The organism is Enterococcus sp. DIV1304_2, from assembly GCF_050555445.1.
Classification (GTDB): domain Bacteria; phylum Bacillota; class Bacilli; order Lactobacillales; family Enterococcaceae; genus Enterococcus_B; species Enterococcus_B pernyi.
Genome location: NZ_CP187851.1, coordinates 2,522,957 through 2,538,104, shown reverse-complemented (window position 1 = coordinate 2,538,104; position 15,148 = coordinate 2,522,957). Strand labels below are relative to the sequence as shown.

At 37.1% G+C, this 15,148-nt stretch carries 12 protein-coding genes, 1 tRNA gene and 1 pseudogene; 9 read left to right on the top strand and 5 right to left on the bottom strand.

Annotation, left to right across the window (positions count from 1 at the left end; genetic code table 11):
* Positions 1-8: 8 nt before the first annotated feature.
* The 3 genes from nrdF to nrdH all read right to left on the bottom strand — a co-directional run bounded on the left by nrdF (position 9) and on the right by nrdH (position 3,590).
* Complete coding sequence (nrdF, locus tag IGJ14_RS11675; protein WP_010734316.1) at positions 9-974, bottom strand: class 1b ribonucleoside-diphosphate reductase subunit beta; 966 nt, start codon at positions 972-974, stop codon at positions 9-11.
* A 50-nt stretch (positions 975-1,024) separates the two neighbouring features.
* Positions 1,025-3,184 carry a class 1b ribonucleoside-diphosphate reductase subunit alpha gene (gene nrdE, locus IGJ14_RS11670; protein WP_066025561.1) on the bottom strand — a complete coding sequence of 720 codons (2,160 nt, stop codon included), beginning with the start codon at positions 3,182-3,184 and terminating at the stop codon, positions 1,025-1,027.
* Between the two features lie 181 nt (positions 3,185-3,365).
* Positions 3,366-3,590 carry a glutaredoxin-like protein NrdH gene (gene nrdH, locus IGJ14_RS11665; RefSeq protein WP_019723093.1) on the bottom strand — a complete coding sequence of 75 codons (225 nt, stop codon included), beginning with the start codon at positions 3,588-3,590 and terminating at the stop codon, positions 3,366-3,368.
* Between the two features lie 648 nt (positions 3,591-4,238).
* Here nrdH and IGJ14_RS11660 point away from each other — a divergent pair.
* The 5 genes and pseudogenes from IGJ14_RS11660 to IGJ14_RS11640 all read left to right on the top strand — a co-directional run.
* Positions 4,239-5,057, top strand: coding sequence for a GH25 family lysozyme (locus IGJ14_RS11660; protein ID WP_019723091.1), 819 nt, complete (start codon positions 4,239-4,241; stop codon positions 5,055-5,057).
* A gap of 235 nt (positions 5,058-5,292) precedes the next feature.
* Positions 5,293-5,928: a GntR family transcriptional regulator gene (locus tag IGJ14_RS11655; RefSeq protein ID WP_010734320.1), complete on the top strand. Its 636-nt coding sequence runs from the start codon at positions 5,293-5,295 to the stop codon at positions 5,926-5,928.
* A gap of 196 nt (positions 5,929-6,124) precedes the next feature.
* On the top strand, positions 6,125-7,318 hold the full coding sequence (locus IGJ14_RS11650; RefSeq protein ID WP_019723090.1) for a quaternary amine ABC transporter ATP-binding protein: 1,194 nt from the start codon (positions 6,125-6,127) through the stop codon (positions 7,316-7,318).
* Positions 7,311-9,041 carry an ABC transporter permease/substrate binding protein gene (locus IGJ14_RS11645; RefSeq protein WP_104775722.1) on the top strand — a complete coding sequence of 577 codons (1,731 nt, stop codon included), beginning with the start codon at positions 7,311-7,313 and terminating at the stop codon, positions 9,039-9,041. The genes IGJ14_RS11650 and IGJ14_RS11645 overlap by 8 nt, the downstream gene beginning before the upstream one ends.
* A gap of 56 nt (positions 9,042-9,097) precedes the next feature.
* Positions 9,098-9,461, top strand: a pseudogene (locus IGJ14_RS11640) (HAD hydrolase family protein); the annotation flags it as partial.
* Positions 9,462-9,502: 41 nt separating this feature from the next.
* Here IGJ14_RS11640 and IGJ14_RS11635 read toward each other — a convergent pair.
* A complete protein-coding gene (locus IGJ14_RS11635) occupies positions 9,503-9,727 on the bottom strand; it encodes a hypothetical protein (RefSeq protein ID WP_019723088.1) in 225 nt (74 codons plus the stop codon).
* Positions 9,728-10,255: 528 nt separating this feature from the next.
* Here IGJ14_RS11635 and IGJ14_RS11630 point away from each other — a divergent pair.
* Positions 10,256-11,449 carry an MFS transporter gene (locus tag IGJ14_RS11630; RefSeq protein ID WP_195273319.1) on the top strand — a complete coding sequence of 398 codons (1,194 nt, stop codon included), beginning with the start codon at positions 10,256-10,258 and terminating at the stop codon, positions 11,447-11,449.
* A gap of 181 nt (positions 11,450-11,630) precedes the next feature.
* On the opposite strand, the gene IGJ14_RS11625 is transcribed toward IGJ14_RS11630, so the two are convergent.
* A tRNA-Lys gene (locus IGJ14_RS11625) sits at positions 11,631-11,703 on the bottom strand.
* A gap of 382 nt (positions 11,704-12,085) precedes the next feature.
* Between IGJ14_RS11625 and IGJ14_RS11620 the strand changes: the two genes are divergently transcribed.
* From IGJ14_RS11620 to IGJ14_RS11610, 3 genes are all read left to right on the top strand, one after another.
* Positions 12,086-12,661, top strand: coding sequence for a DUF1836 domain-containing protein (locus IGJ14_RS11620; protein ID WP_010736696.1), 576 nt, complete (start codon positions 12,086-12,088; stop codon positions 12,659-12,661).
* Positions 12,651-13,508, top strand: coding sequence for a DegV family protein (locus IGJ14_RS11615; RefSeq protein WP_010736695.1), 858 nt, complete (start codon positions 12,651-12,653; stop codon positions 13,506-13,508). Before IGJ14_RS11620 ends, IGJ14_RS11615 begins: the two co-directional genes overlap by 11 nt.
* Before the next feature lie 362 nt (positions 13,509-13,870).
* Positions 13,871-14,941, top strand: coding sequence for a hypothetical protein (locus tag IGJ14_RS11610; RefSeq protein WP_195273318.1), 1,071 nt, complete (start codon positions 13,871-13,873; stop codon positions 14,939-14,941).
* The last annotated feature ends 207 nt before the right edge of the window (positions 14,942-15,148 follow it).

Sequence of the window (15,148 nt, the reverse complement as noted above, 5' to 3'; positions counted from 1 at the left end):
TTTTTCGTTTAGTCTAAACCAATCAAGTAATCTTCATCTTTCATCGCTTCTACGTTACCTAATAGGTAGCCGTTTCCGACTTGAGAGAAGAAATCGTGGTTACTTGTACCAGTAGAGATCCCATTCATCACGATCGGGTTGACATCATTTGCTGTATCAGGGAATAGTGGGTCCATTCCTAGATTCATCAATGCTTTATTTGCATTGTAGCGTAAGAATGTTTTGACTTCTTCCGTCCAACCGATTGGATCATACAATTCTTCTGTGTAGCGCTCTTCGTTTTCGTATAATTCATATAACAAATTATACATCCAGTCTTTCAATGTTTCTTGTTCTTCTTCAGGTAATTCGTTGTAACCTAGTTGGAATTTATAGCCAATATACGTGCCATGGACAGATTCGTCACGAATGATCAACTTGATGATCTCTGCCACATTGGCTAATTTATTATTTCCTAAATAATAAAGTGGTGTATAGAATCCTGAGTAAAATAAGAAGGTTTCTAAAAAGACACTCGCAATTTTTTTCTCTAACGGCGTACCGTTTTTGTAGATCTCATTGATACGCTCCGCTTTTTTCTGTAGATAAGGATTCGTATTCGTCCATTCAAAGATTTCTTCGATTTCTTTTTTCGTATTCAATGTACTGAAGATCGAAGAGTAACTTTTCGCATGGACAGACTCCATAAATTGGATATTGTTCAATACCGCTTCTTCATGGGGCGTGCGGACATCTTTACGTAATTGATCCATCCCGCTTTCTGATTGAACGGTATCAAGTAAAGTCAATCCACCAAATACGTGACCAACTGTATCTTTTTCTAATTGGGAAAGCGTACGCCAGTCGTCTAAGTCATTTGACAAAGGGATACGTGTGTCTAACCAAAATTGCTCAGTTAATTTCTCCCAAGTCGATTTATCAATGATATCTTCAATTTCATTCCAGTTTATCGCTGCATAATAAGTTTCTGACATGAGAATGCTCCTTTATTAAAATCCAGTAACGGTTCTATCACTAAGTGAAATTAGATTACACAGCTTTCACATTGGTTGCTGCCGATTTCTTCTGCATCGTCTGTAAACGTACGTACATAATAAATCGATTTGATTCCTTTGTGGAAAGCATAGTGTCTTAGAATATTTAGATCACGTGTGGATTGTTTTGTCGTTTCTTTCCATTCGTACAAACCTTCTGGGATTTCTGAACGCATAAACAACGTCATACTCATTCCTTGATCCACATGTTTTTGTGCTGTGGCATAAATATCGATCACTTTACGCATATCCATATCATAAGCAGAAGTGTAATACGGGATTGTTTCATTTGATAAATAAGGCGCTGGGTAATAGATTTTCCCAATTTTCTTTTCTTGGCGTTCTTCGATCATACGAGTGATCGGATGGATACTTGCACTAGTATCATTGATATAAGAAATAGAACCATTAGGTGCTACAGCTAAACGATTTTGGTGATACAAACCATCTTTCATGATTGCTTGCTTCAAGTTTTCCCAGTCTTGGGCAGTCGGAATAAAGATACCATCAAACAAAGCAGCAACTCGTTCAGATTTTGGTTGGAATTCGCCAGTGACATATTTATCAAAATAAGTGCCGTCTGCATAAGCTGATTTTTCAAAATTATGGAAGACTTGTTTTCTCTCACGTGCGATATTGTTACTTTCAACAAGTGTCCAGTAATTCAACAACATGAAATAAACATTGGTAAAATCAAGTGAATCTTCGGAACCATATTCCATTTGCTCTTTGGCAAAATAAGTATGAAGTCCCATGGCACCAAGTCCGATCGTATGATTCAATTTGTTTCCGTTTTGGATCGGTGGAACCACGTCAATATCCGAAGCATCTGTGATATACGTCAATGCACGAGTCATCGTGCGGACAGAACGACCAAAGTCAGGGCTATCCATCAAATTGACGATGTTTGTAGAACCTAAGTTACATGAGATATCTGTTCCTAGTTCTTCATATTCTTGCTTGCCGTTGATGACAGAAGGTGTCTGTACTTGTAAAATCTCAGAACATAAGTTACTCATGATGATTTTACCGTCTACAGGATTTTCACGATTTGCCGTATCAATATTGATGATATACGGATAACCAGACTCTTGTTGTAATTTAGAGATCTCGTTTTCTAAATCACGGGCTTTGATTTTTTGTTTACGGATATTTGGATTTGCGACTAAATTGTCATATTCCGCAGTGATATCTACGTAAGAAAATGGCACACCATATTCTTTTTCCACACTATAAGGACTGAATAGATACATTTCTTGGTTTTTACGTGCTAATTCATAGAATTTATCTGGGACGATCACACCAAGTGATAAAGTCTTCACGCGAATCTTTTCGTCTGCATTTTCTTTTTTTGCTGAAAGGAACATCATGATGTCTGGGTGGAAGACGTTTAAATAAACGACACCCGCACCTTGACGTTGTCCTAATTGGTTCGAATAACTAAAGCTATCTTCAAACAATTTCATGACTGGAACAACACCGCTAGCTGCACCTTCGTATCCTTTGATCGGCGCTCCGGCTTCACGTAAGTTAGAAAGTGTGATCCCAACACCACCACCGATTCGTGAAAGTTGTAAGGCAGAGTTAATCGAACGACCGATCGAATTCATATCATCCGTTACTTGAGTCAAGAAACAAGAAACAAGTTCACCACGACGTTTACGTCCAGCATTCAAAAATGAAGGGGTTGCTGGTTGATAACGTTGGTGGATCATTTCATCAGCTAAAGCTAAGGCTAGTTCTTCGTCGCCATTCGCAAAGTACAACGCATTGAATGCGACACGATCTTCATAAGATTCCAAGTAGGCAGAACCATCATTTGTTTTTAACGCATATTGAGAGTAGAACTTATAGGCTGCCATGAATGATTTAAATGTAAAGTTTTGTTCGAATAGGAATTGATAAAGTTTTTCAATAAATTCACTACTATATAATTGAATGAACTCTGCTTCTAAATATTGGTTGTCGATCAAATACTGGATTTTGTCGATCACTGTTGGAAACGTCATCGTATTTGGTTTGACATTTTCTTCAAAAAAAGCAGCTAAAGCTTCTTTATCTTTATTTAAAGGGATTTGCCCGTTGACTGGTCGATTGATTTCATTGTTCAGCTTAAAGTAGCTGACATCTTTTAGATTTTTAAGACTCATACATACGCCCAACCTTCTTTTTGATTTTGATGATACGTGTTTGACCACAAGATATAGTGGTGTTCATTGCTGTAAAAAAGGATTTGGGGAGGTTACGGACAATATCCGTAAGTCCATCAAATCCATGGTGGCAGAGGATCAAGTAAATCCTCGATCTATTTGACAACTGTTTGAATGATTCTTAGCTAGCTAAGTGACGTAGTTGATCTGGTCTGAAACCAATGACAGTCGCTGCGTCTGAAGTGATGACCGGAACACTTTGGAATCCTTGGTCTTTTAACCATGAGATTGCTTCAGGTTGCTCGTCGATATTTACTTCTTCAAACTCGATTTTATTTTCAGCTAAAAAGCGTTTCACCATTTTACATTGCATACAATTATTTTTTGAAAAGATTTTTACGTTCATTATTATTTGCCTCCTTGCTCGTGTGTTTTCTCTATAATCAATAGTATAAATCTATTAGTAAAAAAGTCAATCAACAAACACTACATCTTGTGTTGTGGAAATTGTGGAATACTATGTTTTGTGGTTTTTGAAAAACAATGAAAACAAGTATCTCGTGCAGATTCGCTTGTATTAATACAGAAATGCTTGTGGAAAACTCCGTTAAAAAATATTTTTTTAACCTTTGCTTGCCAATAAATGAATGTTCGATCGAAAAATCACAAACGAAAAAGGTATGCAAAATGATGGAAAGAAGAAGAGAAATAAATGCAGATCAAAACCAGAAGAAAAAGGTATTTATACATTTAGAGATAGAAATTTTTTCACAAAACGAAAAATGATCATGAAGTGTCTAAGGATCATCGAAAAGAGAAACCCGAATCAAAATAGCAAAAGTCAAAAGAGTGCTCACTATATATAGTAGTAAGATGATAAATGTTGTAAAAATTGAACTAACAATATTTTTTAAATTTTTAATAACAATGTTATGTTTAAAAATTGGTTAATTGTCATGTTATCTGTTTTTTTATTCCTAGATTTTTGTTTAAATAGAGCCAACAGGACGTCTTGTTGATGCTTTGAAAATTCAATAAAAGGAAGCGATCCAGGATGCGTACAATGGTCAAATGGGTAGGTGTTATTTGTTTTACTTTACTAGTTTACGTTGGAGGAACAGCACAGGCAACTTCGATTCCAATCAAACCTACGATTACTGAAAAAAATCAACATGTGTTAGGTAGCAGCAGCCAATTCTCAGAGTCATTCACTCGAAGTCTGACAGACGATTCAGGAATCTCCGCTGCAGAACCAGGCAGACCAGCTAAAGATTTTATTGACATATCTTCCAATAATGGCAAGATATCGAGTGAAGAATTTCAAACGATGAAAAACTACGGCATTAAAGGGGTAGTCATAAAATTGACTGAAGGAGACTCGTATAAAAATCCGCTTGCTCCTGAACAGATTGCTTCAGCCGTTGCGGCAGGCCTAAAAGTAAGTGTCTATCATTATGCGTGGTTCAATGAAGAAGCTGACACAAAAGGGGAAGCTCAGTTTTTATTGGATTATATGAAAGAGTTGAACCTGCCATCGTCAACTGTTGTTGTCAACGATAGCGAAAATCCAAAGATGAACGTGGACAAAGTGACAGATAATGCATTGGTTTTCCAAAAAGCGATCCAACAGGGGGGCTATCAAAACGTCGTCCATTATTCGAGTGCTTCTTGGTTCACCGAAAACAAATTGGATATGACACGTCTAGGAAAAGAAAATTGTTGGGTTGCACAGTGGCCCTACGATCCTTCTGATAAAAATCCTTTGCATACAGATACAGCAGCTTGGCAGTGGGCAAGTGATCTTTATTTCCCAGAATTTCCTAGCCGTCATTTTGATGTAAGTAGTGACTATTTGAAAAAATTTACAAGTTAAATGAAATTTGTTTTTTAGCGCAAGAAACAAAAAGACAACCACGAAAATTTTTTGATTTTCGTGGTTGTCGCTTTATTCTCGAAGTGAGTGATACGAACTGTTTAGTTTGGGAAATCAACTGATAACTACCGGATTTCTTGTATAGAAGAAAAAAATAAAACCAGTTTACTTTTGCTTCTTTGAAGCGTCCATAGTAAGATGTTAGCTGACAAGTAGATGAAAGAGGAAGAATAAAATGAGTGAAAAAACCAAACTGGTTCGCCCACGTTATCAACAGATCGCTGTTGATTTGGCTGAACGAATCGTAGAAAATCGTTATCAAATCGGCGAGAAGATCCATGCAAGATCCACTTTAGCAAGCACGTATAACGCTTCGCCAGAGACGACTCGTAAAGCAATCAATGTTTTGGTCGATCTGGGGATCATGGAAGTCCGTCATGGCAGTGGTGCGTTTGTAGCATCTAAAGAAAAAGCAAAGGATTTCCTTTTACAATACCAAGATGTGCAATCGATCCAAGAAACAAAAGCAGAAATCATGGAAAGCGTGAAAAAACAACAAGAAGAATTGAACCATTTTTCACAACTATTGGATCAACTGGTGAGTCAAACGAAACGAATACATAAGATGAACCCACTTCTGCCTTTTGAACTTGCTTTGACAGAGGAAGCGGCTCACTTAAACCAATCCATCAGCGAATTGAATATTTGGCAAGCCACTGGTGCAACAGTGATTGCAATTTCCCACGATCAAGAACTGTTGGTCTCGCCTGGTCCGTATGCTAAATTTTCAGCGGGGGATACTGTCCACTTTATTGGGAACGAGTATACGCTGCAACGAATGACAAACTTTTTTTATCCAGATGGACAGTGAACGAGCGGATAAGAAAAATCTCATTTAATTCTAATTTTGGTCAATCCCTATACTGATAAGGGATTGACCATTTTTTTGTGTAGTTTCCCTAATAATACAGATACTTGGATTTTGACAAAGTGACTACATGATGTTATCGTAGTGTGGTCACTTTTTTCAGAAAGAAAAATGAATTTACATACAAAGGAGAATTTGTTTGGTAAAAGTAGAAGTAAAAAACTTAACGAAAATATTTGGTAAACGAACACAAACTGCTTTGGAAATGATGAAAAAGCACCAATCGAAAACAGAGATTTTACAAAAAACCGGCGCAACTGTCGGTGTATATGAAGCGAGTTTTGATGTACAAGAAGGTGAGATCTTCGTGATCATGGGACTTTCGGGGAGTGGGAAATCAACCTTGATCCGTCTATTGAATCGTTTGATTGAACCAACATCTGGCAATATCTTGATTGATGGAGAAGACATCTCAACACTTAGCAAAGAAGAACTTCGCGAAGTTCGTCGTCACAAAATCAACATGGTGTTCCAAAACTTCGGTCTATTCCCACATCGTACGATTTTAGAAAATACAGAATACGGTCTTGAAGTTCGCGGTGTTCCTAAAGAAGAACGTCAAGCGAAAGCAGAAAAAGCGTTAGAGAACTCAAGCTTGTTATCCTTTAAAGATCAATATCCTAGTCAATTATCTGGTGGGATGCAACAACGTGTAGGGTTAGCCCGAGCATTGGCAAATGATCCAGAGATCCTATTGATGGATGAGGCTTTCTCAGCACTTGATCCATTGATTCGTCGTGAAATGCAAGATGAATTATTGGAACTACAATCCAATGTGCAAAAAACGATCATCTTCATCACACATGATTTAAATGAAGCATTGCGTATCGGGGATCGCATTGCATTGATGAAAGACGGAGAAATCATGCAAATCGGTACTGGGGAAGAAATCTTGACTAATCCAGCCAATGATTACGTGAGAGAATTCGTTGAAGAAGTCGATCGCTCGAAAGTCTTGACGGCGCAAAACATCATGGTTCCTGCACTAACAACAAACATCGAATCAGATGGTCCAAACGTTGCATTGACACGTATGCGTAATGAAGAAGTCAGCATGTTGATGGCTGTTGATAGAAAACGTAACTTAAAAGGGATCATTACAGCAGATCAAGCATTAGAAGCAAGACGTCAAAAACGTCCATTGATCGATTTCCTTGATGAAAATGTTACCGTGATCGGTAAAGATATGTTAGTTAGTGATATTTTCAATATTATTTATGATTCGCCGACTCCATTAGCCGTGGTTGATAACGGGAAATTAAAAGGCGTTATTATCCGAGGTAGCGTAATCGAAGCATTAGCAGCAACAAGTGAGGTGAGCGAACATGAATAATCTATTGAACTATCAAATACCCGTCGCTGACTGGGTCGAAACGATCACTGATTGGTTGACAACAACGTTCGCAGGACTGTTCTCATTCCTTCAAACGATTGGTCAAGCAGTGATGACAGCTATCACGAATCTTTTATTAGTGATACCAGCACCACTATTTATTCTTTTAATGGCAGTTGCAGCGTTCTTTATTTCAAAAAAACGTCCCGGATTGACATTATTTACGTTGATTGGCTTATGGTTCATTTATAATCAAGGGCTATGGACAGATTTGATGAATACTGTCACATTGGTTTTACTATCGAGTGTGATCTCGATCATCATTGGTGTACCTCTTGGTATTCTCATGGCAAAAAATGATAAAGCGCAAGGAATCATTAAACCGATCCTTGACTTTATGCAAACAATGCCTGGTTTTGTTTATTTGATTCCAGCGGTTGCCTTTTTCGGAATTGGTATGGTTCCAGGGGTGTTTGCCTCAGTGATTTTTGCCTTACCACCAACTGTTCGCTTTACGAACCTAGGTATTCGCCAAGTACCGAAAGAGTTAGTAGAAGCGTCTGATTCATTTGGTAGTACGAGTTGGCAAAAACTAGTGAAACTTGAATTACCACTAGCAAAAGGAACGATCATGGCAGGGATCAATCAGACAACTATGCTTTCTCTTTCAATGGTCGTGATTGCCTCAATGATCGGAGCGCCTGGTTTAGGTCGTGGTGTCCTTTCTGCTTTACAACGTGCACAAGTCGGAAATGGTTTTGTCAATGGGGTAGCATTGGTGATCTTAGCCATTATCATTGACCGTTTTACGCAACACTTGAATCAACCAAATGATCAAAAAGCAGCAGGTACTGCGAAACAAAAAAATAAAAAGCGCCAAGGAGTGATCATTGGTGCAGTAGTCGTTGTTTTATTAGGTGCGATCGGTGTTGGAAGTTTTAGTTCTTCAACAAAAGAAACAAACACGATCAATCTTTCTTATGTGGAATGGGATACAGAAGTTGCTTCAACAAATGTCGTAGCAGAAGTCTTAAAAGAGATGGGCTATGATGTGAAAGTGACGCCTCTTGATAATTCGATCATGTGGGAATCCGTTGCAAAAGGAGAATCAGATGGAATGGTGGCTGCTTGGTTACCTAAGACTCATGGTTCTCAATATGAACAATACAAAGATCAAGTCGATGATCTAGGTGCAAACTTGAAAGGTGCCAAAGTCGGGTTAGCTGTTCCAACATACATGGATGTTAATTCGATCGCGGATCTAACCGATGAAGCAGGCAAAAAAATCACCGGTATCGAACCTGGTGCAGGTGTGGTGAATGCCGCAGAAAATACGATTGCCCAATATCCAAATCTTGAGGGTTGGACAGTTGAGACCTCTTCTTCAGGTGCGATGACGGTTGCATTAGGACAAGCAATCAAAAATCAAGAACCAATCGTCTTTACTGGTTGGACGCCACACTGGATGTTTGCGAAGTATGACTTGAAATATCTAGAAGATCCAAAAAATGCGATGGGAGATGCGGAAGAGATCCACACGATCGTCCGCCAAGGCTTAAAAGAAGATCAACCAGAAGCATACGCTGTGTTGGACAAATTCAATTGGACAGAAAAAGACATGGAAGAAGTCATGTTGGAAATCAACAGCGGCAAAGACCCACAACAAGCAGCAAGAGAATGGATCGATAAGAACCAAGAAAAAGTTGCTAGTTGGAAAAACTAAATAAATAAAAAAAATCGACTTTACTGAAACAAAAACTGTTTCGGTAAAGTCATTTTTTTGTAAAAATCACCGTGTTTGATCCGCAAAAGAACTGTTTTGAACATGTCAGACAATTGGAAAAAAATAAAAAAAGCCTATATCGTTGCTTCAGAAGCCGCTTGGACCGATAGTTCAAATTATAATGTCCATAAAGGAACAACAGTGGCAGAATTGCAAAGAATCCTCCACGTCACACCAGAAGAAACCATGGTATTTGGCGATGGTCTAAATGATGTCGAATTATTAGGACGTGCAGCTTACAGCTTTGCGATGAGCAATGCCTTTGAGCAAATCAAAGAAGTTGCACAATTTGTGACAAAGTCGAATGATGAAGATGCGGTGCTCCATACCATCAAAAAAATGATTGCTTTACAAGCATGAAAACCCAGTGAGTTGATGTCAGAGAAAGAGCCTTCAACCATTTAATTGGCAGAAGACTCTTTTTTTGTCTGTAAATAATCAACGAATCCATCAAGTGATAAATCAGCTGCATGAGCTAATAAGATCATTGTGCCAAATTTAACACTGTTCCAGTCATCTGATTGATTTAGACGTGTAAAGCTACTAGCGGTGATCCCAGTTTTCTTACTCAATTGGTAGTTGCTTTTAAACCCAAAGTCTTGTTTATATTGTTCAAACCAATTCATAAAATCGCTCCTTTGCTATGTACTCATTAAAATATACAAATTTTACTAAATCAACCGATAAGAGGTAAATTGAGAAAATAGGGTAGATACAATCATTGTATCACTACTGACAGATATGACCACCTGTTAGCGGATAAAGATTTTTGTTCAGCTATAAAAATAAAAGTGTTGGAAGAAAGCTGCAAAATATATAAAATCTTACGTTATAATGTATTTATTCAATTTGAGATGCTGCCATAGTTAATTGATTGGATAGATCACGAAGAAAGGGGGCAGTTTCAAAGAACAAACGACAGATCCAAAAGGTTTTCTCACATTGTTTGATGTTTATCTAATTTTAGGAGATGACATCTGGCTAATATTAGGCCGGTTTTTTGTTTAAAATTGAAAGGAGCTTGTGGTATGGAAGACATAAATGATAGTGAAGTTTATTTAAATCAATCCAGTGACTACTTAAATCTATCCCTTACTATAATGGCGAGTTTAGTTATCGGTGTGCTAGTGAGCATGAATATGGAGAGTTGACGCATGGAGAATAAAAAGAGAATAGCCATTACATTCATTGTTTTCACGCTGTTTTTTACCCTGTTTAGAAGCTCAATGTCAGGGATTTTTTCTCTCTATTACTCAAATTTTGGTGTGATAGATAACAATATCAGTCTTATAAAGAGTTTTCAAAATATAGGGATTTTACTGGGTTTATTACCAGCAGGATATTTGGCAGATAAAATTGGAAGAGTAAAAATCATTATTATTTCTTCAGTAGTGATTGCATCTAGTTTTTGTATTATTTTATTTTCAAACGATCTTATTGGATTTTCATTAGCTGAATTTCTTTATGGTATAGGATTAGCTATGAACTCAGGGGCAGTACTAGCATATACAAATGACTTGGAGAATCATTATAATATCAGACTTGAGAAGAAAGTAATGGGGAGAAGAACGGCATTGCAAAATATTGCAACTCTAGCGGGAGGGAACATCGGTACTTCGCTTTTTCAAATCGATAATCAATTTCCTTTGTATTTCTCTATTATGGGCTTGCTTTGCTATCCGCTATTTATTTATGGCTGGATCAAATATAATGATTTTTCTAATTTAAATCCCAGAATACATAAAAAACGTAAACCTAAATCCATAGATATTTCTTTTTTACTCAAGAAAAATGTTTTATACGCGATATTTATTTCGCTATGTTTTGAAGGGGCAACACAATTTGTTTTAGTTTATTGGTCGATCTTTTATGTTAATCGTTTGAATTTCAACCTATCCACAGTATTCACATTAAGTATGATTTCTGTCGTCTTGGGAAGTGAGATCTATTCACAATTAACGAAAAGTATTAAATCAAATAATAGGATACTGATTGGTACACTGTACATCTTATCATTCTCCTTGTTTGGAATGGGTATTCTTGAAAACCGTTGGCTTTCTATCGTGCTTTTTGCTCTTGTTGAGGTATGTATTGGAATTGTTAGTAGCTCGATACTTACGCTGGAAAGCGAGATCATCACTTATGAAGAAAAAAAATCTTCTATTTTAGCAACGATTTCTTTTGTAACAGAGATTGGTGTGATTAGCATTTTATTAATCAATAAAATATTAATGAGGTCGTTATCCTTACAAAATATGTTTCTTGTTAGTTCAGCATTTATAGCTGTAGGGCTTCTATTGATTTATATAAATCATTTAAAAGGAAAAAAGAGAAAAGAAATGATCTGACACTGTTGGAGGGTTCGTAAAAGAAGACACGAATGATTATAATCAATAGCTATTGGCCTATTTTGTTAGTACTTTTGAAGGCTTGAAGTTTTCCGAGCACAAAAAAATGCCACCACGCACACTCTTTTCCAAACTACTGAAGTAGCCAAGAGTGTACTGGTGACGTGGGTTTGGCACCCAATGGGCCGTGAGGGGCTCGAACCCGCGACCCGCTGATTAAGAGTCAGCTGCTCTACCAACTGAGCTAACGGCCCATATGAAAAAGTACTTTATTATAGTAGCACTAAGCATTTTAAAATGCAAGGCACGTACAATAAAAAATCTACGAAAACTTTACTACTTCCTAGAAATTCATTCATAGTTTATTCATAAATGACCGTTATGATAAACGTATCCCAACCAACAAAGTTCTTGCAAAAGAACAACCCATAACACTTTTTCATTTTTTTACTCCTTTTCCCGCCATGAAAATGGCGGGTCTTTTTTTATTCCCAGAAGAATCTAGAACAAGCATCGTTTAAACGCTTGTTATCGATGTTTGATTTTGTTATTAATTTATCTAGTTTGAGTAACTAGATTGAATGTTTTTGAAAACTTTGATAAGATATTAATGAGAACATTAAAGGAGCTTTCATAATGGAAAAAATGCGCCAGCAATTAATTGATTGGGCTGTCAGTATCGAAACATTTCGTTTACCACATTGGGAAGAACTTCCAGACTTGGAGCTATACATGGATCAAGTCAAGACACTAGTAGATCGTCATTTATCACCAGTTATCCAAGGAGAAAAACATCCTTTGTTAACTTCTTCAATGGTTAATAATTATGTGAAACTAGGTTTAGTACCGGCGCCAATCAAAAAGCGATACAACAAACAACATGTGGCATTTCTGATTGCTATCACAACGCTTAAACAAGTGTTGACGATTCCTGAAATCAAAGAAGGAATTTTGTTTCAAGGAAAAACAGTGGGCATCCGTGAAGCATATAATCTTTTTTGTGATGAACAAGAAAATGCGATACGAATGGTCAGTCAATTAGCCCAAGGAAAACAACATGAACAATTATTGAATCAAGAACTTCCATTAGAATATGTTGCTGTACGTTCAGCGACGATTTCTTTTGCAATGAAGCTACTAGCAGAAAAAACGATCAGTTTAGAAAGCGAATATTTACAAGAGGCAAAAAAGGAGAAAGAAAATGAAGAATAAGATTGCGATTTTAGTAGACTCAGGAACAGATGTGCCACAAGAAATCATCGATATGTACAATATTTATGTGATCCCTTTGAAAATCATTTATAAAGATAGAGAATATACAGATAAAGTCGATATTACTCCTGAAGAGATTTATAAGCGTTTACCTGAGGAAATTCCGGGTACCTCGTTACCTGATGGAGAATCAATCACTAAGATTTTTGATCAAATCAAAAATGATGGCTATGATAAAGTTCTAGCAATCACTATTTCAAGTGGTTTGAGCGGAACGAATAATGTGGTTCGTCTTGTCGCACAAGAACAAGAAGGAATCCAAACACATGTATTAGATACTAAAAATATTGGTATTGGCGCCGGTTTTACAGCAATCCAAGCCGCAAAATGGATCGAAGATGGCATGGAATGGGACACGCTGATCGATGAATTAGTTGCATTAGCTGAACGAACGAAAGTCTTTTTCAATGTAGCAACACTTGAATACCTGCAAAAAGGCGGACGTATCGGTCTAGTTGCCTCAATTTTAGGAAATGCCTTAAAATTGAATCCTATCATCTCTTGTAATGAAGAGGGCATCTATTATACAGTAGGTAAAGCACGAGGCAGAAAGAAAAGTTTAGACAAGACAATGTCCTATGTGAAAGAAGCTGTCGGGGATGCAAAAGTCTTCAACTTGGCAGTCGCACATGGTGCGGCGGAAGAAGAAGCAATTGAAATGAAGGCTCGTTTTGAACGTGAATTCCCTAATGTCCAAGAGATTTATTTTGGACAAATCTCACCGGCATTGGTGGTCCATACTGGCCCAGGTTTATTAGGGATCGGTGTGCAAATACTTGAACCATAATATGATCGAAGCGAAGTGATCATCAAAGAACAGCATTATTTTTTATCTAAAATAATTAGAAAAAATAGTGGACACTAAAAGAATCGCAAATAGAATTCCGCTCTTTAGAAGTTAGATATTCGTCTGACTTCTCTGGGGCGGGATTTTTTATGGGGAAATTTAATTTTTGAATTTAATGGAACATGCTTCAAGAGTTTTTGGAGAAGAAAAAACACTATTCCGGCATTTTTGATTTGGTATAAAAAATTAGGTTGACCTTAGAATCGCTCTAACCAATATCATTAAAGTAGGCATAGAAATGCGGATCATATCGATTGATCACTATGCCAGTTTATTTTTAGGTAGAAAGAAGGAGTTTAAAAATGAATTATTTAGAATTAAGTGCCCACAGAGAAAATCCAGCGGTAACGATCATGTTAGGGATGCCAAATGACGAAAAAAGTGCTGAAAAATATAAACTAGTGTTAAAAAATCTAGTAAAACAGATTATTTTAGAGTTGGAAGAAAGGGAAGGAACAGCGGCGAAAACAATGATTCGTAAAATCGATCAAGTGTTAAAAGACTTTCAACCTACGCATAAAAGAGGAAGCATTGTCTATTTTATTTCGCCAAGCGTCAATGAACAAATCGAAGTACCATTTGTGTTGGAGAGTCAATTTGTTATTGATGCGTATTTCCATACAAAAGAAATCTTACGAAGTGAAAGTAAAATGAACCATTATTATGTGTTAACGATTGGGATAGATTGTTCACGTCTACTAGAATATGTAGATGATACGCTGATACAAGAAGTGAAAGACGCACATTTCCCAATCAGGAATAAAGGCTACTGGACAAAAGACCGCGTATTGAATTCAATGGGAAGTGTTCAAACGAATTACAAAAAAGAGTTCTTCAAATGGATTGATTCTGAGTTACAACCTTATTTGAATCGTCATCCACACCCAATCATTTTAGCTGGAACAACAGAAAATATTGCGACATATAAACAGATTTCACATAAAGATGAACGGATTGTTGGAGAAATCTATGGGAACTTTACAGTTGATAGTGGCGCAAATGAGTTGGCAATAGGAGAGCAAGCAAATCAGGTGATTCACGAATACATTCGTCATCAAAAAGAGACGATACTACACACTATAGTAGGAATGGAAAACCAAGGGCGTATAGAGCGTGATGTAGCCAACATCTACAGACAAGTAATTAAAGGAAAAGGGCAAAAATTGATTGTGGATCACGCTTACTATCAAGAGGCGGTGATTAGAGATCATCAAGTCAAATTAGTAGATATCTCACCGAGTGACGAAGGCTACGTCGAAGATATCGTCAATGAAATCATTTATGAAGTCATGCGTTACGGAGGAGAAGTTATCTTTGCCGAAACAGAAGTATTAGAAAATCAATCGCCGATCCTATTACAATTACGCTATTAAAAATCGATTCATACAAATGGGAAACTAGGAAACTTAGAAGAATAAGGAGATAGCCCAACACTCGGATACATTCGGAGGTTGGGCTTTTTGATGAAAGATAAAGTCTAAAAAGTTTGGAATAGCTAAGAAAACACTCGTAATCTTAAAAGATAGTATAAGATTCTTTTCAAATCAGCCTTGAGGCGTAGGTTATCTTATAGACCTTAT